This window comes from Agrobacterium sp. GW821-FHT02D03 (assembly GCF_059421725.1).
Map to the genome: position 1 here is coordinate 814620 of NZ_JBWKVN010000002.1, position 24868 is coordinate 839487.

The following is a 24868-nucleotide window of genomic DNA, read 5'->3' on the forward strand; positions in this document are numbered from 1 at the left end:
GGATCATTCCTTGGAGATGTTGTAGACATAGTTGGTATCGAAGCTCGGGCCGAGCTTCAGACCCTTGAGCTTGCTGGAGTAACCCGCAACTTCCGTCTGCTGGAAGATGATGACGAAAGGTCCGGTTTCGAGAACTTTCTTCTGCAGGTCCTCATAAATCTTGGCGCGCTTGGCGCTGTCCTTCTCCAGAAGTGCAGATTGCGTTTCCTTCGTCAGCTCGGGAACGTCCCAGGCATTGCGCCAGGCGAGCGTCTTGTTCTTGCCTTCGTCGGAATTGTCGTAGTTGATGGTGAAGGTTTCGGCATTCGAGTTCGGGTCGAAATAGTCCGAGCCCCACTGACCGATATAGATGTCGTGCGTGCGTGCACGGTACTTGGTCAGCGTCTGCTTGCCATCGCCCGGGATGATTTCCAGCTTGATGCCGGCCTGCGCCAGCGTTTGCTGAACGTTCTCGGCAATACCGGTCACGGGCTGGGTGTTGCGCACGTCCATGGTCACGGTGAAGCCGTCTTTCAGACCAGCCTTGGCCAGCAGTTCCTTCGCCTTGGCGACATCCAACTTGTAAGGGTTCTCGTCAAGCGCGCCCAGCTGGCCCTTCGGCAGGAAGGTCTGGTGGATTTCGCCGATACCCTTGATCAGGGTCGCACCGATACCATCGTAGTCGACAAGATATTTGAAGGCTTCGACAACTTCCGGCTTCTTCAGATATTCGTTCTTCTGGTTGAGGCTGAAGTAATAGACGGTGCCCTTGGGAGCGGAGGTGACGGAAAGACCTTCCTTCTTGGAAACGGCCTCCATGTCGCCCGGCTCTAGGTTACGCGCCACGTCGATGTCGCCGTTTTCCAGCGCCAGGCGCTGACCGGAACTTTCCTTCATATGGCGATAGACGACGCGCTTCAGCTTCGGCTTTTCGCCGTAGTAGTTCGGGTTGGCTTCAAGGATGACGGCTTCGTTGGCCTTCCAGCCAAGGATCTTGTACGGGCCGGAGCCGGCATAGCCGGTCTTCAGGAATTCATTGCCGAAATCGGTGTCGTATTTGTAGTCGGCGGTCGGCGTCATCGCCTTGGCCTTTTCCATGACGAGCTTCTTGTCGACCACCGATGCGACGGTCGCGGTCAGAACGTTCAGGACGAAGCTCGGCGCATAGGGCTTGTCCACCGTCAGCGTGAAGGTATCAGGCGCGGTCGCCTTGGCCTTTTCGTTGACATTGTCGCCCTTCAGGCCGAACTGCGTGAGAAGGAAGGCGGGCGACTTGTCGAGCTTGACGGCACGCTCGAAGGAAAACGCCACGTCTTCCGCCGTTACCGGATTACCGGATGCGAATTTGAGGCCGGGCTTCAGCTTGAAGGTGTAGGTCAGGCCATCATCCGACGTCGTCCAGCTTTCGGCCAGATCGCCCACGACCTTGGAGGTGTCGTTGAGGTCGATCGAGACCAGCTTGGAGTAGGTGTTGCCGGTAACTTCCGCAGCCGACAGCTCGAACGCCTCGCCCGGATCGAGCGTTATGATGTCATCAATGGCAAAACCTTCCACCAGCGTATCGGCGGGCGTGGCGGCAAAGGCCTGAGGCGCGGACAGCGCGATCAGCGACAACGCGGCGCTGGTTGCCAGAATGCGGGCCATTTTATTGAGCGACTTCGTCATTGTTCTCCCCTTTATAGGTTCATATCACTCTTGATCAGGTCGGCTCATGCCAAGCTTGAGCCAGAACGCGCAGCCAGTTTTCCCGGCAAATTTTAGCAAGCTCTACATCAGAGTAGCCAGCAGCCTTGAGAGCGGCAACCAGATTCTGATTGCCGGCTGCATCGGCGATGTCCGCCGGAACGGTCGCACCGTCGAAATCGGAACCGAGCGCAACGCAATCGATGCCCATGCGCTCAACCATGTAGTCGATGTGGCGGACCATGTCGGAGAGCGGTGTCTTCGCATCGTCGCGCGCATCCGGACGCAGCATGGTCACGGCGTAATTCAGACCGACGAGCCCGTTTCTTTCCTTGATCGCGTCCATCTGGACGTCGGTCAAGTTGCGGGCAACACCGGTCAGGGCATGCGCGTTGGAATGGCTGGCGATCAGCGGCTGATCGCTGGTCTTTGCCACATCCCAGAAACCCTTTTCAGTGATGTGAGCCAGATCGATCAGAATGCCGAGCTGGTTGCAACGCCTGACGAGTTCGAAACCGGCATCGGTCAGGCCGGGCGCGCTATCCGGCGACATGGGAAAGGCGAAGGGCACACCATGGCCGAAGGCGTTATGGCGGCTCCAGACGGGCCCGAGCGAGCGAAGACCGGCGGCGTAGAAAACCTCCAGCGCATCCAGATCTTCATCGATCGCCTCGCAGCCTTCCATATGAAGGACCGCAGCAAAAATGTCCTCGTTCATGGCCTTGCGGATATCGGCTGTCGAGCGGCAGATTTTCCAGCCGCCTGCCCGCTCCACGCGATAAGCGATCGCCATCTTTTCCATGGCGATATCGAGAGAGGGCTGCCGCTGAAGAGGTGCGGCGAGCGGCGTGACATAGTGGCCGTTCTCGTCCGGCTCTTGCAAAATCAAATCGCCGGAAGGAATGTAGACGGCACACAGACCACCAGCCAGGCCGCCGGCCTTGGCACGCGGCACATCGATATGGCCTTGGGACGTTCCGTCGATGAATTCTGCGACTGGGTCCCCGCCTTTTTTGCCGTTGTGCCACAGACGCAGCAACACATCGTTATGACCGTCGAAAACCAATTGCATTTCAAGTTATTCCAGGATTGACGCAGACTTTTATCGTTATAAACCAGAGGCTTATCGACGGATGGGATGATACGAGCAAAGGGTGATCGGCATCGTGCCGCAATTCAACCAGTCCTCGTCGCAGGCGATCTAGGACCATATTCCAGGTCTTCGCAAGCTTAAAATTGATGCAGGATGAAATTCTCGCCACAAGCATCGGCTTGGCCTTGAAACTCTGCAAACAGAGCGAGAACTAGCCAGCTGTCTGCGCGCGAAACGTTTCACTTTCACTGAGCAGCCAGCGCCTGAAGAGGACGACGGGACCGTGGTTGATGCGCGACAGCGGAGCGACGGCATAATAGGAGCTGGGGCTTTTGACCGGGTGATCGAAGGCCTGGACGAGTTGCCCTAACTTGAGCTCGCTTTCGATCAGAAACAGCGGCATCAGGGCAACGCCGAGACCTGCGATGCAGGCTTGGGCAACACTGGAAAACTGCTCGAAGCGCATGGCGGGCGTCTGGTGTGCGACGATACCGACACTCTTGAACCAGTGATCCCACGCACCGGGCCTTGAGGCCATGTGCAGCAGAGCAAGACCGGCAATGTCGTCAGCCCTGGCGATTGGATGGCTGGCGAGGAAAGCCGGGCTGCAGACAGGCGCGACCATCTCGTCCATCAGAAAGACACTCTCTGCCGCAGGCCAGTCCGGCTGGCCGATATGGATTGCCATATCCAGCCCTTCCTTTTCGAAATCGAACTGGCCGATCCGCGTTGCAAAATTCAGCGTGATCTCGGGATGGGCAGCAACGAATTTTGGAATGCGCGGCAACAGCCACCGCGTGCCGAAGGTGGGCAGCATGGCGAGATTGAGCGTATTGGCATGCGTTTTGGTCATGACCTGAAGCGAAGCGGAGCGAATATCGCCAAGCGCAATACCAATCGCTTTCGCATAGGTTTCGCCCTCTCGCGTCAGCGAAACGCCCCGCGCTCCACGCTCGAAAAGCCTGACCCCGAGCTGCTCTTCCAGCGACATGACCTGCCTGCTGATCGCCCCTTGGGTCAGGGAAAGCTCGTCCGCAGCCAGCGAAAAACTGCCAAGCCGCGCCACGGAATCAAAGGCGGCGAGCGCGCTGGTCGAGGGCAGGAGTTTGCGGCTGAGTGACGTCATGGCGCATTCCTATCGGTAATAGCCGGATGAGTAAACATGGCTTGCCCGGCGACGATCGATTGCCAATAATCGCGGCAACAAAAGTGGAGACTTCATCGTGAGCGAACGTGCATCATTCAACTGGCAGGACCCATTTCTGCTTGAGGATCAACTGAACGACGACGAGCGGATGATCCGCGACTCCGCCGCTGCCTTCGCTAAAGCCGAACTTCTCCCGCGCATTCAGGACGCTTATCTCTCCGAAACATCGGAGCCGGAACTCTTCCGCCTGATGGGCCAGGCCGGTCTGCTCGGCGTGACGCTGCCAGAAAAATACGGCGCAGCCGATGCCAGCTACGTCGCTTACGGTCTCGTTGCGCGTGAAGTGGAGCGCATCGACAGCGGTTATCGCTCGATGATGAGCGTCCAGTCCTCGCTCGTCATCTACCCGATCTTTGCCTATGGCTCTGAGGAGCAGAAGGACAAGTATCTGCCGGGTCTGGTTTCAGGCGAGCTCATCGGCTGCTTCGGCCTGACCGAGCCGGATGCCGGCTCTGATCCCGGCGGCATGAAGACGCGCGCTGAGAAGATCGAAGGCGGCTATCGCCTACGCGGCTCGAAGATGTGGATTTCCAACGCGCCGATCGCCGATGTCTTCGTCGTCTGGGCAAAATCCGAAGCGCATAACAACGAAATCCGCGGCTTTGTGCTGGAGAAAGGCATGAAGGGCCTCTCCGCGCCGAAGATCGGTGGCAAGCTGTCGCTGCGCGCCTCCATCACCGGTGAAATCGTCATGGATGGCGTGGAAGTGGGCGAAGACGCGCTGCTGCCGAACGTCTCCGGGCTCAAGGGCCCTTTCGGCTGCCTCAATCGGGCACGCTACGGCATTTCCTGGGGTGTCATGGGTGCGGCGGAAGATTGCTGGTTCAGGGCGCTGCAATACGGGCTTGACCGCAAGCAGTTTGGCAAGCCGCTCGCTGGCATGCAGCTCTATCAAAAGAAGCTTGCCGACATGCAGACCGAAATCGCGCTCGGCCTTCAGGCATCGCTGCGCGTCGGTCGTCTCTTCGACGAGCATCGCATGGCACCGGAGATGATCTCCATCATCAAGCGCAACAATTGCGGTAAGGCGCTCGACATCGCGCGGCAGGCCCGAGACATGCATGGTGGCAACGGGATTCAGATCGAATATCACGTCATGCGCCACGCGCAGAACCTGGAAACGGTCAACACCTACGAGGGGACGCATGACGTTCATGCGCTGATCCTTGGCCGCGCCCAGACAGGCCTTCAGGCGTTCTTTTGAGCCACACACGTCCCCTCGAGACCCGGTCCCAAACCGGGTCTTTTGCACTGCGAAATAAATCATACTTTTAGAAGTTACCGGTTGAAACTGCGACCGGGCGAAATAATATAAGAGGCTCACCACCGTCTTCGGTTTTACCGAAGACATCCCGTTCCGCTTCAGGCGGCAATCGATTTGCTGATTGAACGAAATGCACCGGCGCCCTGCCGGTCGGTAAAATCGCGAAGGTCTTCACATGCACAGCTATCCCGACGTTAAACTCTTCATCAATGGTGAGTGGCGCGACGCGCTCTCCGGCAAAACGATCGCCGTTTCCGACCCCGCGACCGATGAGATCATCGGCTCCATCGCGCATGCGGAAAAGGAAGATCTGGATCTGGCACTTTCAGCCGCAGATAAGGGTTTCAAGGTCTGGCGCGATACCTCCGCCTTCGAACGTTCGAAGATCATGCGCAAGGCCGCCGATCTTCTGCGTGAGCGGATCGATTACATCGCCTGGCTGATGACCCGCGAACAGGGCAAGCCGATCGCCCAGTCCAAGGGCGAAATCAACAACGCTGCCGACACCATCGACTGGTTCGCCGAAGAGGCACGTCGTACCTATGGTCAGGTCATTCCCGCTCGTTTCGGCGGCGTCTCCAACCTGGCGATCAAGTTCCCCGTTGGCCCGGTTGCAGCTTTCACGCCCTGGAACTTCCCGATCAATCAAGTGGTCCGCAAGCTTTCCGCAGCGGTCGCAACCGGCTGCTCGATCATCGTGAAGGCCCCGGAAGAAACACCTGCCTCACCGGCAGAACTCATTCGCGCTTTCGCCGATGCGGGCGTTCCGGCTGGCGTCGTCAACCTCGTCTATGGCGTTCCCGCCGAGATTTCGGAATATCTCATTCCGCATCCGGTCATCCGCAAGATCTCGTTTACCGGCTCGACCCCGGTCGGCAAGCATCTTGCGGCACTCGCCGGCAAGCACATGAAGCGCGCCACGATGGAACTCGGTGGCCACGCACCGGTGCTGGTGTTCGAGGATGCCGATCTCGACAAGGCAGTCGAAGTCTCGGCTGCAGCCAAGTTCCGTAACGCCGGACAGGTCTGCGTCGCGCCCACACGCTTCCTCATCCAGGATAGCGTTGCCGACAAGTTCATCGACGGCATCGTCAAATATGCCGAAGGCCTGAAGATCGGAAACGGTCTGGACGCCGACACTGGCATGGGACCTCTGGCCAATGAACGCCGCATCCCTGCGATGGAAGAGCTGATCCAAGACGCCGTTTCGCATGGTGCCACGCTGAAGACCGGCGGCAAGCGCATCGGCAACAAGGGTAATTTCTTCGAGCCGACGGTTCTGACCGACGTGCCGACAAGCGCCAAGATCATGAACGAAGAGCCCTTCGGTCCAGTGGCGATCGTCAACCGCTTCTCCACGATGGACGATGCGATCGAGGAAGCAAACCGCCTGCCCTTCGGCCTAGCCTCCTATGCCTTTACCGGCTCTGTGAAGACCGCGCACGCTCTCGGCCAGCGCGTCGAAGCCGGTATGCTGACGATCAACCACAATGGCCTTGCCATTCCGGAAGTGCCTTTCGGCGGCGTGAAGGATTCCGGTTACGGCACGGAAGGCGGTTCGGAAGCGGTCGAGGCCTATCTCGAGACCCGCTTCGTCAGCCAGATGAACTGATCATATCGATCGAAGTTCGAAGGCCCGGCCAAAAAGCCGGGCCTTCGTCATTTTCCCCCATGCCACTCGGCCAACTCGCGTTCGGCTCTCTCCAGCGCGCTGTAGTTCAAAAGCTTGCGCAGGTAGGCAATGGTGATGGCGCGGGTGCGCAAATTATATCGCCCTTCCGCCTCGTCCTCCCCCGTCGACTGATGCACGTTCAGTTTCTCGTAAAGGCTCTGCAGGCGGTTCTGCACACTGCGCAGCGACAGGTTCCGACGCCGTGCAATGGCCTTGTCCGTCAACCCAAGCGCCATATCGATCAGAATTTCATATTCCGCATCGGAAAAGCCGTGCGCCTTTCCAAGGCTCTTTTCCTGCAGCCCCCGGACTTCGCGATCGATCACGCATTGCGCCTCGATGAAGATGCTGCGCAGCGCCAGCCGCAGGCGGTCGTCCGAGGCGGATTTCAGCACGTAACCATAGGCGGCCCCTTCGGGCACGATGCGGGAGACGCCGCGCACATAGGCTTCATCTGAATAGTTGGACCAGAAGAGGATGCGGGTATCCGGCCTCTCTTTCCAGATGGTGCGGGCGGCCTCGATGCCGTTTCGCTCGTTCATCTGCAGGTCCATCACAATGTGGGCGGCGCGATTTTCCCGCGCCAGCTTTTCACCTGCCCTTCCGTTCTCCGCCTCCAGTACCGTGCCACATTCCGGCAGAGCCGCCCTCACCGCTTCGTTGAGATAGGCGCGATGCAGAACGTCGTCCTCGATGATCAGAACGTCCATCTTATGCCTCCTCAGGCTTTTCGCCGAGCCCGGTCGGTAAGGTCAGGGTGATGCAGGTGCCGGTCCCCCGAGCGTTGGGGCCGAGATGAAAATGCGCCGAAATCAGTCGCGCACGCGTCTTCATGTTGCCGATGCCAAGGCCTCCACCGGAGCCGCTATCGTCGGGAACGCCGCAACCGTCGTCCGACACCGTGACACGCAGCGCATCATCCGCCTGCGATAGCTCCACCTCTATCATCGTCGGCTGTGCATGGCGGATGGCGTTGTTCACCGCCTCCTGGACGATGCGCAGCAATGAGACGGCGACCGAGTTATCCAGGTTGTCGACAAGCCCGTCCGTGGTATCGGAGACAGACCAGTCGATCGGCGATCCGCTGTCCCTCACCGACCTGTCTAGATAGGTTTCAATCGCCTGAACCAGGCCGAAAAGCTGCAGGATGGATGGCTTGGCTTCCTCGATGATGCCGCGCAAATCCTGCATGCATTGCTGCAGGCTGCGCATCACCGGCTCAAGCATTTCTCCCGACACTTCGGTCGCGTGGCTTATGCGTTCCACTCGACGTACAAGCCGCGTCAGATCCGCCAACGTCTGATCGTGCAAATCCATGCCGATCCGCTGGCGCTCGGCCTCCAGTGCTTCGGTCAGTTGCAGCGCACCGAGGCGCAAGCCCTCCTCCCGGGCATTGGCCTGCGCTTCTTCGATGGCCGAGCGCTTGGCCTGCTCGGCGGCGCGGATCGCATAGAAATAAGGCGCCAGGAGATCGGCGACTGCACGCGCATTGGCGACATCCTCCATCGTATAGGCATTGGACTGATGGCACGAGCAGCTGAGTGCCCCGATGATATCGCCATGCACCTTCATCGGCACATGCAGACGGCTGTGCAGATCGAGTTCGTGGATCGGGCTGGAGAACGCGCCGTCGAAATGAAAGCGTGGGTCGGCGCAGGCGTCCCCACTCAGGAGATAATCGACCTCGCCCGACAGAACCGAGCGTATGGGGCTGCCCGTCAGAAGCGCTGGCGGCTGGAGGCTCCACGCACTGGCGAGGCCACTTTCATAGGCAATATGATATTTGTCATCGAGCTGCTTGATGCAGACATCCATGTGGTCATGGGGGATGATATGGCTGATTTCCGTCGCCACGGCCTGGATGATGGCGTTGAACTCAAGCTGCCCGGCGAGCAGACGCGATATGCCCATATAGTGGTGAAACAGCGTGCTGCTCGGTTTATCCAGCATGTGCCGATGCCCTCCCAAGCATCTTCCTAACGGGCGGCGATCTGTTGAAAGCGCCCGTTTCGCATTCTGCGCTCCGCAACGCTCTTCGTCTTGCGGGAACCCGCAAGCTTTATGCGTAAGTCCGCACGAAGATTGCCGTGATGCGCCTATACAAGCCGGCCCATCTTCGTCATTTTAGCTCTTACTGGGGAAAGGAGCTCCAGTGCAACGGAATTGCGTTTCCGCCGTGGGGAAGGTTTGCGGCGAAACATATTCCAGGCTCCAAAAGAGCAAGCCACAGGGAGGAAAATCAATGGCTTTTAGAAAGATGCTTCTCGCATCGGCGGCTGTCCTATGCGCCGCGATGCCCATCACCGCTCACGCCGATACATCGGCGAAGAAAATCGCGCTCTCCAACAATTATGCCGGCAACTCCTGGCGTCAGGCGATGCTGACGAGTTGGGACAAGATCACCAAGCAGGCGGTTGCCGACAAGCAGGTCGCAGCCGCGGACGCCTTCACCACTGCCGAAAACCAGGCAACGGAGCAGGCAGCCCAGATCCAGAACCTCATCCTCCAGGGCTATGATGCGATCGTCATCAACGCTGCTTCTCCGACAGCGCTGAACGGCGCGGTTAAAGAAGCCTGTGATGCCGGCATCATCGTCGTGTCCTTCGACGGGATCGTCACCGAGCCTTGCGCCTGGCGCATCGCCGTCGACTTCAAGGCCATGGGCGAAAGCCAGATCGACTATCTTGCAAAGGCCATGCCGAAGGGCGGCAACCTGCTTGAAATCCGCGGCCTCGCTGGTGTCTCCGTCGATGACGAGATCCATGCGGGCATCGCCGCAGGCGTTGCTAAGAACCCGCAGTTCAAGATCGCCGGTTCGGTGAATGGCGATTGGGCTCAGGACGTCGCACAGCGCGCCGTCGCCGGCATCCTGCCAAGCCTGCCTGAAATCGCGGCTGTCGTGACCCAGGGTGGTGACGGTTACGGTGCTGCCCAGGCGTTTGCCGCGGCCAAGCGCCCGACCCCGACCATCATCATGGGTAACCGTGAAGATGAGCTGCAATGGTGGAAGCAGCAGAAGGATGCCAGCGGCTACAAGACCATGTCGGTCTCGATTGCGCCCGGCGTCTCGACGCTCGCCTTCTGGGTGGCACAGCAGATTCTCGACGGCAAGGATGTGAAGAAGGATCTCACCGTTCCCTTCCTGCGGATCGATCAGGACAATCTCGAAGAGAACCTGAAAAACACCCAGAAGGGTGGCGTTGCCAATGTGGATTACTCCCAGGCTGATGCGCAGAAGGTGATTGCCGGCAAGTAAGGCCGAACATCGCCTCCTATCCGCTGCGGCTGACTTGTCGCCGCAGCGGCCATCCCTTTTTTCATCATTTCAGATCGTTGGCGTTTTGCTCATGAATGACATCATCGAGACGGAAGAAGTCGTCGCCGCACGCGGCGTCAAAGTCGTCTTCGGCGCCGTCAAGGCACTGGACGGCGCCGATCTCATCATCCGCGCAGGCGAATGTCTTGGCCTCGTTGGCCACAATGGCGCAGGCAAATCCACCATCGTCAATGTCATCAATGGTGGACTGACACCGCATGAGGGCACGATCTCGTATGGCGGAGCACCGGGTCGACAGGGCATTTCGGCAGCACGCGCAGGCGGTGCTCGCTGCGTATTCCAGGAACTATCCCTCTGCCCGAACCTGACGATCAGCGAGAATGTGCGGATCATGCATCCCGGCATGAGCGGCCGGAACTGGCGTGGACGCGCGCTTTCCGCGATACGCCAAACCATCGACGACATCTTTCCAGGCCATGGGATCGATTGCGAAGCGACGATTTCCGACCTTTCCATCGCAGAACGCCAAATGGTGGAAATCGCAATCAATTTCTGCCGCACGCCGGATGCGCCCCGGCTCGTCATTCTCGACGAACCGACCTCTTCGCTCGATGCAGGTCTAGCGGAGCAACTCATGGCCTATGTGCGCCGCTTCGTGCGCGAGGGCGGCTCGGTGCTGTTGATCTCCCACATTCTCGGTGAGATCCTGTCGACCGCCACCCGCATTGTCGTGATGAAGGATGGCCGCGTCGTCGCCAATCGAATTGCAAGCGAATTCACCACACGGACGCTGGTCGAAGCCATGGGCAGTGTCGTCAAGGATCAGGACAGGCAGAAGACTGCCCGCGTCCGGTCTAGTGAAAAAGTTCTCTCCATGGCGCAACGCCGCGGTTCAGAGATCGCGTTTGAGGCCTATCGCGGCGAGATCATTGGTCTTGCCGGCCTTGGCGGTCATGGCCAGACGGAAGCGCTGCTCGATCTTTATCTGGCAAAGAACAGCAGCTGGCTGCCCAACCGCAAGGCCGACCTCGCCTTCGTCGCAGGGGACCGTAGCCTGAACGGCACCTTCTCACTTTGGAGCATTCTTAAAAATCTGTCGGTCGCATCACTGCGCGACATCTCGTCCGGTGGATTGGTGGACAGGTCACGTGAGAGCGAACTCGGCGCCGAGTGGAAGAAGCGGATCGAAATTCGTACCCCCGACATGGGCAACAAGATTCTCTCACTTTCCGGCGGCAACCAGCAGAAGGTGCTCTTCGCTCGCGCGCTGGCGACGACCGCCAGCACCGTGCTGATGGACGACCCGATGCGCGGCGTCGATATCGGCACCAAACAGGAGGTCTACGACATCTTGAGAACGGAAGCCGCGCACGGCCGGACCTTCATCTGGTACTCGACGGAGATGGACGAGATTCGCTTGTGTGACCGCGTCTATGTGTTCCGCGATGGTGCCATACAGGCAGAACTTGTCGGCGACGACATTACCGAACAGAATGTGCTGGCTGCATCCTTTTCCGGGGAGGCGCAGCCATGAAAGTTTCAGCCAACACCCTTCGCCTTGTCATTCCCGCCGCGTCGCTGGCTTTCCTGCTAATTGCGGTCTTCTACATGCAGCCGCGGGCCATGAGCTATACGGGCATGAACCTGCTGTTCAATCTGGCGGTGCCGATTGCACTTGCGACCATCGCGCAGATGCTGATCATGTCCGTCAACGATCTTGATCTGTCGATGGGCACCTTCGTCAGCTTCTGCGCCTGCGTGACCGCAACATTTCTTCAGGATTCTCCCGTCATCGGAATCGGCATTTTCGCAGCGGCGATCGCCGTCTATGCGGTGCTTGGCGCCGTCATTCACCTGCGCGCCCTGCCCTCCATTGTCGTAACACTCGGAATGAGCTTCGTCTGGGGTGGTCTCGCCGTTTTGATCTTGCCGTCCCCTGGTGGACAGGCACCCGCCTTCGTGCGCGCCTTGATGACGGCAAAGCCGCCATTCATCCCGGTCGCCATCATTGCCAGCATCGTGATCGCAGTGGTCGCCCATTACATCGTCATGCGCTCGTCCTTCGGCGTTCTGATGCGCGGCGTCGGCGGCAATCTGCGCTCCGTTGAGCGGTCCGGTTGGTCGGTGGTCGGCATCCGTGCTGCGACCTTTGCACTGGCGGGCTTCTTTGCCGTCCTCTCGGGGATAGCGCTCGTCGGACTGACGACGTCGGCCGATGCCAATATTGCTCTGCGCTACACGCTTTTATCGATTGCCGGCGTCATTCTCGGCGGTGGTGAATTCGTCGGCGGGCGTGTTTCCCCGATCGGTGCTGTGATCGGCGCTCTGACGCTGACGCTCGCGGGCTCTTTCCTGTCCTTCATGCGCATTTCGCCAGACTGGCAGATCGGTGCACAGGGCGCGATCCTCATCATCGTGCTTGCCCTGCGCATTCTGCTCAACCGTCTCGAGAAGCGGGAGAAAAACCAATGAGCCGCCTCGCTGCCTTCACCAAAAAACCGTGGATCTGGTCCTTTGCCGCGACGGTTGCTGTCTGGGTCATCACCGTGATGTTCACCGGCGGCGCAAGCTCCTTCGGGCTTTCCCATGCGGCGCTGACATTCGCGGCCTTCTCGGTCATCGTCGGCATCGGCCAGATGTTCGTCATCACGCTTGGGCCAGGCAATATCGATCTCTGCGTCCCCGCCACCATGACGCTGTCCGGCACGCTGGCGCTAAAGTTCATGGATGTGTCCGACAGTCTTATCCTTCCCGGACTGCTCGTCGCCATCCTCATCGGGATTGCGGTGGGTATCGGCAACTACACCTTGATCAAGCTTTTACGAATCCCGCCCATCATCGCGACACTGTCGATGAGCTTCATCGTTCAGTCGATTGCGATCTGGTCCAATCGCGGGCTGCGGATCAGACCACCTGAAACACTGGCTAACTTCGCTATCTCCAGTACTTTGGGCATACCGAATGTGGCGCTCGTTGCACTTTTCCTTTCGGTCATCGCCTGGGTGCTGCTTGACCGGTCCTTCTACGGGCGCTGGATTTCGGCCATAGGCCAGAGCACCTTTGCGGCCCGCATGACCGGCATTCCCGTCGATGGCGCGCGCTTCACCACCTACGTCTTCTGCTCCGTCCTCGCCGCCATCGCCGGATATCTTCTGGCAAGCTTTTCCGGCGGTGCAGCGCTCAACATGGGGTCGGAATATCTCCTGATGTCGATTGCCGTGGTCGTCATCGGCGGCACAGCCGTTGCCGGCGGCGATTCCAACGTGCCGGGCATCTGGGGCGCATCGCTCTTCATGTTCCTTGTGGTCTCGATGCTGAACACTTATGGGTTCGGTGCTGGCGCGCGCCTTATCCTCACTGGCCTCATTATCATTTCCGTGATTTTTCTGGCGAGCGGCCCCAAAGCCACCCGCTGAACCAACGCAACACTTTCAAGCCGATTGACGCCCATGACCAAAGATCAAAGCTCCGTTTATGACATTCGCGACGACCGCTTCCGACATCTGATCGTCGGCAACGCCGAACTGGAAGAACTCTATTCCGGCTGCCGCTGGAGCGAGGGACCGGTCTGGTTCGCCGACCTCAACTGCCTGCTCTTCAGCGACATTCCAAACGAGCGCATTCTTCGCTGGGTGCCGGATGGCGGAGTTTCCGTTTTCCGCCAGCCGTCCAATTTCGCCAATGGCAATACGCGAGACCGTCAGGGCCGGCTGATCTCCTGCGAGCATGGCGGCCGTCGCGTGACGCGGACCGAAATCGACGGCTCGATCACGGTGCTGGCGGACAGCTATAATGGCAAGCGGCTGAACTCACCTAATGATGTCGTCGTCAAATCCGATGGCAGCATCTGGTTCACCGACCCGACCTACGGCATTCTTTCCGACTATGAAGGCTATAAATCCGAGCCGGAACAGAAGACCCGCAATGTCTACAGGATCGATCCTGCATCCGGCGAGGTGGAGATCGCCGTCGACGACTTCGTGCAGCCGAATGGCCTGGCATTTTCCCCGGATGAAACAAAACTCTATGTTGCCGACAGCTCCTACAGCCATGATGTCTCACGCCCGCGTCATATCAGGGTGTTCGACGTGGTCGATGGTAAGACGCTGACGAACGGCAAAGAGTTCTGCCACCTGGATAGTGGCCTGCCCGACGGCTTCCGCCTCGATACGGCCGGTAACCTTTGGACGAGCGCCGGCGACGGTGTCCACTGCTTCTCACCAGAGGGTACGCTTCTTGGAAAGATAAAGGTGCCGCAGACGGTGGCGAACCTGACTTTTGGCGGTGCGAAGAAGAACCGGCTCTTCATCACGGCGACCAAATCCCTCTACTCCGTTTATCTCGCGACGACGGGTGCGCAAACGCCGTGAGGCCAGCCCGCGTCATCGACGTCGTTGGGTCAACTAGGGCACCAAGGGTATCTTTTAAGAAGTCGTCGCGGCCCTCAAATCGAGGGCGAGGTTCCTGGCAACAATTGTTGTTTGCCAAAAGCAGTAACGTTATTTTTACCACAAACCGATAAATTGATTCCATTCAAAAGCTACCCTTGAAATCCTTCAAGGATTGTCTTCCTCGCACGCATGATGCGCACGGGTCTCCTTTAAAGATGCCGCTTGATCCGAGAGCGCCGACCATCCTGGAAGGGTCGATGCGGAGTTTCTAACTCTCATGCGATGAGAAAATCATGCCGACCACACTGATCGAAACACGTCGCTTTGCTGCCTTAGCGTCTGTGCCCTGCGCAGCCGATAAGCCCGATCAACCGCCCTCCAACGCTGTTTCGTAAGCACCTAGAACCACCTTAACTGAATGGCTTTCCTCAGCACTTAGCTGCTTGGTGCCGGGTTACGGGCGCGGAATCTACGACTACCCTTACATAGTATTCATCCCGAAGCCCACTTAGCTGCGAACTTCAACATTCCAGTCGGCGCCACCCACAGCTCGAGCCAATGGCTCTGGCCTGGTGTCTTCTCGACAATAACCTCGCGTTCAAGGACGTCTGATATGCGGTTCACCATCAAAACAAAACTGGCTCTCGCCTTCGGTCTTCTCATTCTCATGCTAGCGGGCACCTCAGGATATGGGATCTATAGCCTGGGCATAGCAAGAGACGCGATGAACGAAGTGGTTGAAGGCACCGTTCCTCGTCTCGACAAGGTCCACCAGATAAATGCCTTGTCGCTTGTGACGATCCGGGCGCAGAAAAACATGATCCTGGCGAAGTCCCCTGCGGAAATGCTTCAACACAAAAAGGTGGGTGATGAAAGCAAAGCCCATCTCACGGAACTCTTGAATGAGATGGCGGCAACGGCAAGTTCTGAGACGCGCTCCTACTGGGCGGATCTGCAGACGATCACAACAGCCTTCGAAGCCAGCGACAATCGCGTGCGTGCTCTGATAGACGAAGGAAACACCGATGCTGCCGAGGCTTATTCTGCCGGAGAAGGACGCGACGCCGCCAACGCCCTGACGAAGAAGCTCGATGAAGGCGTCCAGATGAACAGGGCACGACTGCAGGAGTCTAAACAGGTAGCTTCAGACGACTATAATCAAACCAGATTTATGCTGATTTCATGCTCTGTAGCAGCGATTCTCATTGCAGTCCTCACCGCCTTTTGGATTGCCCTGGGTATCAGCTCGGGGTTGCGCAAGGTTATGACGGTAGCAGAAGCAATTGCTGTGGGCGACCTTGAGCAGAATGTTCAGATCCGTAGCAACGACGAGATCAAGGACCTTGTCGATCGCGTTAACACAATGACTCGTAATCTCCGTGCAACAGCCGATGTTGCTGGCACGATTGCGGCTGGCGATCTGTCAAAGGACGTGCAGCCTCTCTCCGAGAAGGACACGCTTGGCATCGCGATGCTGAACATGGTGACCAATCTGCGCGAAACCGCAAGTGTCGCGGATAAGATTTCGAACGGTGATTTGACCGTCACTCCGAAGCCTCTATCGGAGCGTGACACGCTCGGCATCGCTCTTCAGTCGATGGTCGAACGCCTGCGCGGCGTCGTTAGCGATGCGCTGGCCGCAGCAGACAATGTCTCCTCCGGCAGCCAGGAACTGTCTTCGTCTTCCGAGCAGCTGTCGCAGGGAGCAACCGAACAGGCATCCTCTGCCGAAGAAGCCTCGGCTTCGATGGAAGAAATGGCAGCCAATATCAAGCAGAACGCCGACAATGCGGCTCAGACCGAAAAGATCGCGCGTCAGTCCTCCAAGGATGCAGAGGCCAGCGGTGAAGCGGTTGGCCGTGCTGTGGTCGCCATGCGGACGATTGCGCAGAAGATCTCCATCGTTCAAGAAATTGCTCGTCAGACCGACCTTCTCGCACTGAATGCTGCCGTCGAAGCCGCGCGTGCCGGTGAGCATGGCAAGGGCTTTGCCGTCGTTGCTTCCGAAGTTCGCAAACTGGCAGAACGCAGCCAGGCGGCAGCCGCTGAAATCTCCTCGCTCTCCGGCGAGACGGTTCAGGTCGCAACCGAAGCCGGAGAAATGCTGAACCGTCTGGTTCCAGATATCCGCAAGACCGCGGAACTGGTGGCTGAAATCTCCGCAGCCTGCCGCGAGCAGGATATCGGTGCCAGCCAGATCAACGAAGCGATCCAGCAGCTCGACAAGGTGACGCAGCAGAACTCCGGTGCTTCCGAAGAAATGTCCGCCACCTCGGAAGAACTGGCCGCACAGGCCGAAGAACTTCAGGCCAGCATCGCCTTCTTCAAGGTCGAGCGTGCCCATACGAATGGTCGCGCCGCCCCGGCTCGCCCTGCGGCTCCATCGGTAGCGCACCGTCCTGCGGCAAAATCTGCTGCTCCGGTTCGTCGCCCTGCACCGTCGCAATCCGTCCACGCCCAGCAGGCCCGCGCCAACGGCTTCGCACTCGACATGTCGATGGGTGGCCCGGACGGTGCAGACGAGGAATTCCGACAAGTCGTCTGATCGGCAAGCGCGTGAGCCGTAGATGATTTTCGAGGATCGCTACGGCCTCAAAGCCATTGTCTTGAGACGAACCCGCGCTTGCGCCTGCATCCGGAGGCCCCCGGATGTGGGCGCAATGACGTTTTGAGCGATGTCACGTTCATATAGCCAAGGCGAGCAGTCCGTAGCAGTGAGCAGAACCATAACCGGCCCTAATCTTGTGCGGTCGGACGGACAACGACGCTGCCAATCTCGACATCCTCGGGCTGCTCTATGGCAAAGGCGATAGCACACGCGATAGCGTTCGGCGAGATCGCCAACCGCTCCTTCTGCTGGTTGATCATGGCTTTTACGTCCGGATCGGTGATTGATGAATCGGCAAAGCTCGTGTCGATGAAGCCGGGAGAGACTTCCGTGACCCGCAGCTTCGCGCCGGCTTCCTGCCTTAGCGCTTCGGTCGCGGTGCGTAGCGCGTTCTTGGTAGCGGCGTAAACGCCCATGGTCGGCACGATTTTCAGACCCGCCGTGGAAATGACGTTGATCACATGGCCTTTCCCTTGCTGCGCAAAGACTGGGAGCGCAGCGGCAATTCCATAGAGAGCTCCGCGCAGGTTGACGTCGATCATCGCGTCCCAGTCCTCCACCCGCAACGCATCGAAGCGGGAAATCGGGCCGATGCCGGCATTGTTGACGATAACGTCAACCCTGCCAAACCGGTCGCTGCCAAGACGGATGAGCGATTCAAGGTCAGCTCTCCTCGTCACATCGGTGCTGCGCAACGCCGCCTCACCACCCGCTCTTTCGATCTCCTGTGCCACGTCGAGGAGTTCTGTCTCGCTACGCGCCCCAAGCACCACGCGCGCACCGCGTGCGGCCAGATGAAGCGCCGTCGCCCGTCCAATTCCGCGTCCGGCACCCGTAATCGCGACAACCTTGCCCTGAATGGTCATGAGATTCTCCTTTCTGACTTAATAGCCGTCAGGATAGGATGGCATTCTTGGACGATCTATGCTCGATAGGTTCGATCTTTGTCGCAATCAGCCAAAATAGAAATGAATGATCCTCTCTCCGATGTCCTGACCGTCCTGGAACCGCGCAGGGTGCGTGGGACGAGCCTTGAGGCGGGTGGCACCTGGGCCTTATCGTTCGACGGAAGGCAGCGCTTGAAATTCGTCGCCGTCCTGACGGGACGTTGCTGGCTTGTGCTGCCTGGTCGTGATCCGGAAGCGCTGGTTGAGGGAGATGTCATCCTGCTCAGCAACATCTCCTACGCGGTGGCAAGCCACCCGGACATTGAGCCCTCCGATGGTATGGCGCTCTATGCTCCTCCCGGTCACAACACAGTGCGTCTAGGAGATTGTTGCGACACGATGCTGATCGGCGGCGGCAGCGGGTTTGCCAGTGTGAACGCGTCTTTTCTCCTCGATGCACTCCCAGCATTTCTGCGGGTCGATCCTGGCTCACCAGGTGCCCGATCAATCGCTCGGACCCTGTCCGCGCTGAAAGAAGAGGCCGATGCCGGTCAGATCGGCGGAGATCTGGTGGCTGGGAAACTCGCCGAAATCCTTATTATTGAGGCCGTCCGTTCCTATATCTCCAGCGCTCCGGTTGCGAATGTCGGTTGGATTACGGCGCTTGGGGACGCTCGTGTTGCAAAGGCGATCAGGCTTATGCATGCCGATGTGGCCCGCCGGTGGACGATCGATGCTCTCGCAAGAGAAATCGGCATGTCGCGCTCCGCCCTGACACTGCGCTTCTCACAGCGCGTCGGCCGCGCTCCGATGGACTATCTGACACGCTGGCGTATGGTCCTGGCACAGCGGCACTTGGCGAATGGGGGCAGCATCTCGGACGTGGCACTTGCCGTCGGCTACAGCTCGCAAAGCGCCTTCGCCCACGCCTTCAAGCGCGTCACAGGACATACGCCAAGAGGGGTATAACAGCTATGGCTCTCCGCACCGGTTCGAAGCATCACATGATAGACGCGATCAATCGATGGCGCGTTGGTTTGTTTGTATGTTAGCGGTCTATCATGGACGTGGTAATGATACCGACCAAAGGCTTCAGCACGTCCGGCAGTACGTTTTCACAAACTGCCGGAAGCGGCTGGCCGAAAGGAGAGTGAGGTGAAGATAATATTGCTGATCGCAGGGGCGCTACTCGTCTGTCTGACCTTCGTCTGGTTCTTCTTTTTTGTCCCGCTTGGCTGCGGCATGAACCCGACAGGTTGCAGGCAAGAGTTTCCCGTCTTCAGCGCGATCGGCCTCATGCACTTATGGCTGCCGCTCGCGGCCGCCTTCGTGCTAATCCTTCTGGGATTGAGGCGCTAAGATAGAATACCCCATCGAACCGGCTGAGACGGTCTGATGGCAGTTGCGTTGTGGTGGTGGCTTCAGCCCTGAGCGTCGCGCTTGCGCTCGATCGCATCCCAAAGAAGGCTGGCGACATCGGCGCCACCGAACTTCTTCACTTCGCGAATGCCGGTTGGAGAGGTGACGTTGATTTCCGTCATATAGGTGCCGATAACGTCGATGCCGACGAAGAGGAAGCCACGTTCGCGCAGAGCTGGACCGATGCGCTCGCAGATTTCCTTTTCGCGCGCCGTCAGTTCAGTCGGCTCGGGTCGACCGCCAGCATGCATGTTGGAGCGCGCGTCGTTTTCCGCTGGCACGCGGTTGATGGCGCCAACGGGTTCGCCATCTACCAGTAGGATACGCTTATCGCCCTTGCGCACGTCCGGCAGATATTGCTGCGCGATATAGGGCTCGCGGAACATCTGGCCGAACATTTCCAAGAGCGAGGAGAAATTGCGGTCGTCACGGGTGGAGTGGAACACCCCTGCCCCACCGTTTCCGTAAAGGGGCTTGAGAATGATATCGCCCATCTCCTGACGGAAGCGGGCAATTTCGGCAACGTCCTTGGTGATCAGGGTTGCGGGCATCAAATCCGCAAACTCCGTGACGAAAATCTTTTCAGGCGAGTTTCTCACCCAGGCCGGATCGTTGACGACAAGAGTCTTCGGGTGAATGCGCTCCAAGAGGTGCGTGGAGGTGATGTAAGCCATATCGAAGGGCGGATCCTGGCGCAGATGGATCACATCCATTGTCGATAAATCGACCCGCTCAGGTTCGGACAGCGAAAAATGGTCGCCGTTGATATCGCGCAGTTCCATCTGCTCGACGGTGGCGTAAATCTTTCCATCGCGCATCGACAGGCGGTCTGGCGTATAGTGGAACAGGCGATATCCCCTCGCCTGGGCTTCAAGGCTGATGGCGAATGTTGAATCCCCGGCAATGTTGATGCCGGAAACATGATCCATCTGGATCGCAACGTTCTTGATCTTCGCCATGCGCAATTCCTTTTCAAAAGCCCGTCTGATGTAGGATAGAGCACCTTTAAAGACAACCAGCGCTGCAAGCGTGATCTGTGAGTTTTATTCACACAGGTCTGCTCCGTCACTCAGACGTTTGGCAAGATGTTCTCATGATGATCGAAGCAATTTAAGCCATCATCTGACGGGCGTAATTGTGAACCGCGACGAAGGCGTCTTGCGCACCCGAAACGACACGGCGCTCCTCCTCTTCCGTCAGCTCGATCTCATCGAGCGCTGCGGTAAACGTACGCCAATGCAGGCCCCTGCCTTCCGGAGCACCGGCAAGGTGGCGTGCGCCGAACTCTTCTCCAAGTCCCAGTTTGGCAGCGTCTTTCAGCAGAAAAGCAGCACCGAGATTGGAACCCTCTACCACGTAGAGCCAGCCCATTGCCTCCGGCAGATCGAAATTTTGGTCATCCTGCTGGAAGCGAGCACCCTGATTTTCCGGGGCATCGAGGGACAAATCTTGAAGGTCCTGTTCGATCAGCCCGATTCGACGGCGTCCTTTCAGATCCGGCAGAAGACCGTCAAGCGTCGCATTGAAGAAGAGCGCGTCGAGATCTTTGTGAAAGAGATATTGCGTCTTTACGAACTTGCCGAAGTTTTCGCGGCTTTCGAACGGCTTGGCGGTCATGATGAAGCTGTCGAGCGCACCATGGGCGTCACGCGTGCTCGCTTTCAGACGCTTCGTGCGGCTGGGTTCGATTTGGCTCTCATCCACGATGGGGCTCACGCTGTTCATATTCTGTGATCGTCCTGTTTATAGATTTGCGCTTTCATCAGCGTTTTTGCACATAAAAATCTTTCCTTTTAAAGTCAAATTTAAATGCGCCATATACACGGCCTTGAGGCGGGAGAGCCCCGGGGACGCTCCCTCGCGATTGGTGAGACAATCCCGTGCAAAGTCAAGCTGTGGCGTCAAGAGCAGCGTTTCTCCTGAGGCTTAGCACTTTTTATGATCCCTACAGCATCGGCTAGAAGTTCGGACTCGATTTTTGGAAAGCACGATGCGTCGATTTAAAGACGATAGAGCGCAGTGCGTCCAACAGGACGCACTGCGCTCTAGACGATCGGAACTGTGGGAACTGATAGCGCCAGACCTGAGATGGCCGTATCAGAACTCCGTCCATTCAGCCTTCACCGCGGCATTGCCATGCGAGGCGAATTTTGGGCTGGCGCGCTGGACCGGCGGTCTGGCCTGAACGGGTTTGGACGTCACCGGGTTTGCCGGCGGGCGGTCATCGAAACGGAACTGCTCCAGCAAAGCGAAGAGTGCCTTCGCTTCTGTTGCAAGCCCGTGGCTTGCTGCTGTCTGTTCTTCGACCATGGCCGCATTTTGCTGCGTGCCCTGGTCGACGAGGTTGATGGCGCGGTTGATATCGTTGAGAGCGGTCGACTGCTCACGGGCGGACTCGATGATGGCACCGATATCCTTGTTGATGTCCTGAACATTGCCGGCGATTTCCTGCAGCGCTTCGCCAGCCTTGCCAACCAGCGTGACACCGTTAGCAACCTGTGCACCGGAAGCAGTAATCAGCGTCTTGATTTCTTTCGCCGCCGAGGCCGAACGTTGCGCCAATTCTCTGACTTCCTGGGCGACGACGGCAAAGCCCTTTCCGGCTTCTCCGGCACGCGCGGCTTCCACGCCCGCATTCAGGGCAAGCAGGTTCGTCTGGAAGGCAATCTGGTCGATGACGCCGATGATATTGGAAATCTCATTCGAAGACTGATTGATCCGGTCCATCGCCACCATGGCTTCGTTGACGATCTCACCGGAACGGTCCGCGTGGGCCTTCGCACGCCCGACCAGTTGGCCGGAGTCTTCCGCGCGTTGGCTCGAATCCTTCACCGTCGTGGTGATTTCCTCAAGCGCCGCGGCTGTCTCTTCCACCGAAGCTGCCTGTTGCTCCGTCCGTTTTGCCAGATCGTCAGCGGAGATGCGGACTTGATGGGCGCCGGCGGAAATCGTCTCGGCATTGTTGCGCACGGTCGCCATGGCATCCCGCAGCCTGGCCGATGCGGCATTGAAGTCACGGCGCAGTCGGTCTAGTGCCGCCATGAAGGGCTTATCGATTGTTTGCGACAGATCGCCATGCGCCAGGCTCGTCAGAGCATTGGCAAGTCTCTCGACGTTTTCGACGCGGTCCGTCACATCCGTTGCGAACTTGACGATTTTGATGACCCGCCCCTTGAAGTCGAAAACCGGATTATAGGATGCCTGAATGTGGACGTGGCGGCCGCCTTTGCCCACGCGCATGAACTCGTCGGCGATGAACTCGCCGGCGTTGAGCTTGCGCCACATCTCTGCATAGTCAGGGCTTGCCGCAAAGGCTGGGTCAACGAACATGCTGTGGTGCTTGCCCACAACCTCCGAGGCCGTGTAGCCAAGCGCCTGCAGGAAGTTCTGGTTCGCAGAAAGGATCGTGCCGTCGGTCTTAAACTCGATCACCGCCTGCGCTCTTGAGATCGCCTCGATCTTCGCACCCGTGTCGATACCATGCATCTTGGTTTGCGTGATGTCGTTGGCAAACTTGATGATTTTCAGCACTTTGCCGGAACTGTTCTTGATCGGATTGTAGTTGCCGCGAATGAAGATCTCGGTCCCGTCCTTGGCAAGACGGGTAAACTCGCTGCAAACAAATTCTCCGCCGCGAAGCTTGTTCCAGAAGGTCTTGTAATCGGCAGACCGCGCATAGTCATTGTCCAGGAAAATACTGTGATGCTTCCCCCGAAGCTCCGCTTGCGAGTATCCCATCAGGTCACAGAAGTTTTTGTTGGCTTTAAGGATGTTGCCATCCACGTCAAACTCGATGACTGCAAAGGAAAGGTCCAGTGCATTTAATATTTTTGCGGCATCGGAATTGAAGAAAAGCGCCATGGTCTTTGTTCCTGAAGTGCGGTTTGGACGAACCTCTCATATTGAAGTTAATAATTTAGTCGTGAAAAAATTGGTTCCTACTAATTTAGATCAGTACTTCAGCCTAAAGCATGTCGCGAAGTTTCAGATTACCTCCTTGTGCCTCTAGGCTTTTTTCTGTCGAATGTCGTTATTGCGATACTGGCGACCACAGTTGCGCGACATGCTTTGAAAGCGTCGTTGGCGCGAGAAATAGAAAATCCCGAGGTCTCGCTCGTCCGCCGGTGGAGACACATACCGCAGCATTCTATTTGCAGCGACAAAGCCTTTCCAAGTCGGTGGTCGCTATCGAATGGTGCGGCCCAGGGACGGGTCGAAACATCGTCCCTGGGCACAGAATAAATGTCGTCGGGTATCCTTAAAGTTTGTCGCGATTTCTCAGATTCGCTCATTACGCTCTAGGCTCTTGTTTTGTCGCATCGTTATCTCAAAACCGCTCTGCACAGTTTTGCGCGACATGCTTTAAAATTCTTCCCAGCTTTCAGCAGCGGCCTCTCCACGCAAACCGACACCACCTGCTACTTTGGCGAGGAGACGCCGCGCTGGCGATTGCGTTGCCCTATGGTCATAGCGGACTGCCTCGGGCCGGGCTGCGGCGGTCTGCCGGGATAGCGTTCCGCCTGTCTCGAACTGCGCGACCAGCCGGCGCAGCTTATCTGCTTCGTTGGCAAGCGAGGTACTGGACGCGCTTGCCTCTTCCACCATCGCGGCATTCTGCTGGGTTGTCTGGTCCATCTGGTTGACGGCGGCATTGACCTCTGAGAGACCGAGGGACTGCTCCTGTGCAGACGTTGCGATCGCATCCATGTGGTGATTGACAGTCGCCACATAGTCTTCGATCGCTTTCAAAGCGGCCCCGGTTTCCTGAACCAATCTGACACCGCCCTCCACTTCCATCGATGAATTGCGGATCAGCCCTTTTATTTCTTTCGCCGCTTGCGCAGAGCGCTGGGCGAGTTCGCGAACCTCCTGCGCAACCACGGCGAAACCCTTGCCTGCTTCGCCAGCACGAGCCGCCTCTACACCGGCATTAAGGGCCAGGAGATTGGTCTGGAAGGCGATTTCGTCGATCACACCGATGATATTGGATATCTGGCTCGACGACGTCTCAATGCGCTTCATGGCATCCACGGCGTCCGCCACCACAACTCCGGATTTGCGCGCTGCCTCATTCGCATCGATCGCAACGGTGCGCGCTTCCTGCGCTCGCTTGGTTGAGCTTGAGACGTTTGCCGTAATCTCATCAAGAGCCGCAGCGGTTTGCTCAAGCGCCGCAGCTTGTTGTTCCGTCCTCCTGGAAAGATCGTTGGCAGCTTGGCTGAGTTCACGCGATCCATCGTCGATTGCGGTGGTGGCCGCCGCGACGGAAACCATCGCCTGCCTCAACTGTGTCACCGCTGCATTGAAATCTCGCCGCAAGCTTTCGTATTCATCGGCGAAGGCTTCGCCGAAGCTGAAAGTCAGATCGCCTTCGGCAACCCGCTTGAG

Annotated in this window: 19 protein-coding genes and 1 pseudogene; 10 read left to right on the top strand and 10 right to left on the bottom strand. The window is 58.1% G+C overall.

Annotation, left to right across the window (positions count from 1 at the left end; all coding sequences use genetic code 11):
- Window positions 1-3: 3 nt before the first annotated feature.
- The 3 genes from AC07U5_RS17135 to AC07U5_RS17145 all read right to left on the bottom strand — a co-directional run bounded on the left by AC07U5_RS17135 (window position 4) and on the right by AC07U5_RS17145 (window position 3881).
- Window positions 4-1644, bottom strand: a complete 1641-nt coding sequence (locus tag AC07U5_RS17135) for an ABC transporter substrate-binding protein (RefSeq protein ID WP_112520580.1) — start codon at window positions 1642-1644, stop codon at window positions 4-6.
- Window positions 1645-1678: 34 nt separating this feature from the next.
- Complete coding sequence (locus AC07U5_RS17140) at window positions 1679-2734, bottom strand: dipeptidase (protein ID WP_494723732.1); 1056 nt, start codon at window positions 2732-2734, stop codon at window positions 1679-1681.
- Window positions 2735-2966: 232 nt separating this feature from the next.
- Complete coding sequence (locus AC07U5_RS17145) at window positions 2967-3881, bottom strand: LysR family transcriptional regulator (RefSeq protein WP_494723733.1); 915 nt, start codon at window positions 3879-3881, stop codon at window positions 2967-2969.
- 97 nt (window positions 3882-3978) lie between these two features.
- Here AC07U5_RS17145 and AC07U5_RS17150 point away from each other — a divergent pair, with 97 nt between their 5' ends.
- Together AC07U5_RS17150 and AC07U5_RS17155 are read left to right on the top strand one after the other, a co-directional pair.
- Window positions 3979-5166: an acyl-CoA dehydrogenase gene (locus AC07U5_RS17150; RefSeq protein WP_062423597.1), complete on the top strand. Its 1188-nt coding sequence runs from the start codon at window positions 3979-3981 to the stop codon at window positions 5164-5166.
- 235 nt (window positions 5167-5401) lie between these two features.
- The gene (locus tag AC07U5_RS17155) at window positions 5402-6838 is read left to right on the top strand and encodes an NAD-dependent succinate-semialdehyde dehydrogenase (RefSeq protein WP_153310945.1); all 1437 of its coding nucleotides are present in this window, start codon (window positions 5402-5404) and stop codon (window positions 6836-6838) included.
- A gap of 47 nt (window positions 6839-6885) precedes the next feature.
- Here the strand turns inward: AC07U5_RS17155 and AC07U5_RS17160 are convergent, their stop codons facing one another.
- Window positions 6886-7608, bottom strand: a complete 723-nt coding sequence (locus AC07U5_RS17160; protein WP_062443644.1) for a response regulator transcription factor — start codon at window positions 7606-7608, stop codon at window positions 6886-6888.
- A 1-nt stretch (window position 7609) separates the two neighbouring features.
- Window positions 7610-8848 carry a GAF domain-containing sensor histidine kinase gene (locus AC07U5_RS17165; RefSeq protein ID WP_494723734.1) on the bottom strand — a complete coding sequence of 413 codons (1239 nt, stop codon included), beginning with the start codon at window positions 8846-8848 and terminating at the stop codon, window positions 7610-7612.
- A 292-nt stretch (window positions 8849-9140) separates the two neighbouring features.
- On the opposite strand from AC07U5_RS17165, the gene AC07U5_RS17170 reads away from it, so the two are divergent.
- The 6 genes from AC07U5_RS17170 (at window position 9141) to AC07U5_RS17195 (ending at window position 17111) form a co-directional block, all read left to right on the top strand.
- The gene (locus tag AC07U5_RS17170) at window positions 9141-10154 is read left to right on the top strand and encodes an ABC transporter substrate-binding protein (RefSeq protein ID WP_062423601.1); all 1014 of its coding nucleotides are present in this window, start codon (window positions 9141-9143) and stop codon (window positions 10152-10154) included.
- Between the two features lie 91 nt (window positions 10155-10245).
- Window positions 10246-11709 carry an ATP-binding cassette domain-containing protein gene (locus AC07U5_RS17175; protein ID WP_494723735.1) on the top strand — a complete coding sequence of 488 codons (1464 nt, stop codon included), beginning with the start codon at window positions 10246-10248 and terminating at the stop codon, window positions 11707-11709.
- Window positions 11706-12647 (top strand): ABC transporter permease, encoded by a 942-nt coding sequence (locus AC07U5_RS17180; RefSeq protein ID WP_440598781.1) that lies wholly within the window; start codon window positions 11706-11708, stop codon window positions 12645-12647. Before AC07U5_RS17175 ends, AC07U5_RS17180 begins: the two co-directional genes overlap by 4 nt.
- Window positions 12644-13591, top strand: coding sequence for an ABC transporter permease (locus AC07U5_RS17185; RefSeq protein WP_440598782.1), 948 nt, complete (start codon window positions 12644-12646; stop codon window positions 13589-13591). Before AC07U5_RS17180 ends, AC07U5_RS17185 begins: the two co-directional genes overlap by 4 nt.
- Window positions 13592-13624: 33 nt before the next feature.
- Window positions 13625-14545 carry an SMP-30/gluconolactonase/LRE family protein gene (locus AC07U5_RS17190; protein ID WP_440598783.1) on the top strand — a complete coding sequence of 307 codons (921 nt, stop codon included), beginning with the start codon at window positions 13625-13627 and terminating at the stop codon, window positions 14543-14545.
- A gap of 634 nt (window positions 14546-15179) precedes the next feature.
- Window positions 15180-17111: a methyl-accepting chemotaxis protein gene (locus AC07U5_RS17195; RefSeq protein WP_494723736.1), complete on the top strand. Its 1932-nt coding sequence runs from the start codon at window positions 15180-15182 to the stop codon at window positions 17109-17111.
- A gap of 191 nt (window positions 17112-17302) precedes the next feature.
- Here the strand turns inward: AC07U5_RS17195 and AC07U5_RS17200 are convergent, their stop codons facing one another.
- Window positions 17303-18040 carry an SDR family oxidoreductase gene (locus AC07U5_RS17200; protein ID WP_494723737.1) on the bottom strand — a complete coding sequence of 246 codons (738 nt, stop codon included), beginning with the start codon at window positions 18038-18040 and terminating at the stop codon, window positions 17303-17305.
- A 102-nt stretch (window positions 18041-18142) separates the two neighbouring features.
- Here AC07U5_RS17200 and AC07U5_RS17205 point away from each other — a divergent pair, with 102 nt between their 5' ends.
- Both AC07U5_RS17205 and AC07U5_RS17210 read left to right on the top strand, forming a co-directional pair.
- Window positions 18143-19030: an AraC family transcriptional regulator gene (locus AC07U5_RS17205; protein WP_494723738.1), complete on the top strand. Its 888-nt coding sequence runs from the start codon at window positions 18143-18145 to the stop codon at window positions 19028-19030.
- Between the two features lie 186 nt (window positions 19031-19216).
- Window positions 19217-19420 (top strand): hypothetical protein, encoded by a 204-nt coding sequence (locus AC07U5_RS17210; RefSeq protein ID WP_062423609.1) that lies wholly within the window; start codon window positions 19217-19219, stop codon window positions 19418-19420.
- 62 nt (window positions 19421-19482) lie between these two features.
- Here the strand turns inward: AC07U5_RS17210 and gshB are convergent, their stop codons facing one another.
- The 4 genes and pseudogenes from gshB to AC07U5_RS17230 all read right to left on the bottom strand — a co-directional run.
- Window positions 19483-20439 carry a glutathione synthase gene (gshB, locus tag AC07U5_RS17215; RefSeq protein WP_062423610.1) on the bottom strand — a complete coding sequence of 319 codons (957 nt, stop codon included), beginning with the start codon at window positions 20437-20439 and terminating at the stop codon, window positions 19483-19485.
- Between the two features lie 151 nt (window positions 20440-20590).
- Window positions 20591-21205, bottom strand: coding sequence for a biliverdin-producing heme oxygenase (locus AC07U5_RS17220; protein ID WP_113227101.1), 615 nt, complete (start codon window positions 21203-21205; stop codon window positions 20591-20593).
- 372 nt (window positions 21206-21577) lie between these two features.
- A complete protein-coding gene (locus AC07U5_RS17225; protein WP_443266767.1) occupies window positions 21578-23341 on the bottom strand; it encodes a methyl-accepting chemotaxis protein in 1764 nt (587 codons plus the stop codon).
- Between the two features lie 501 nt (window positions 23342-23842).
- A pseudogene (locus AC07U5_RS17230) lies at window positions 23843-24868 on the bottom strand (methyl-accepting chemotaxis protein); the annotation flags it as partial.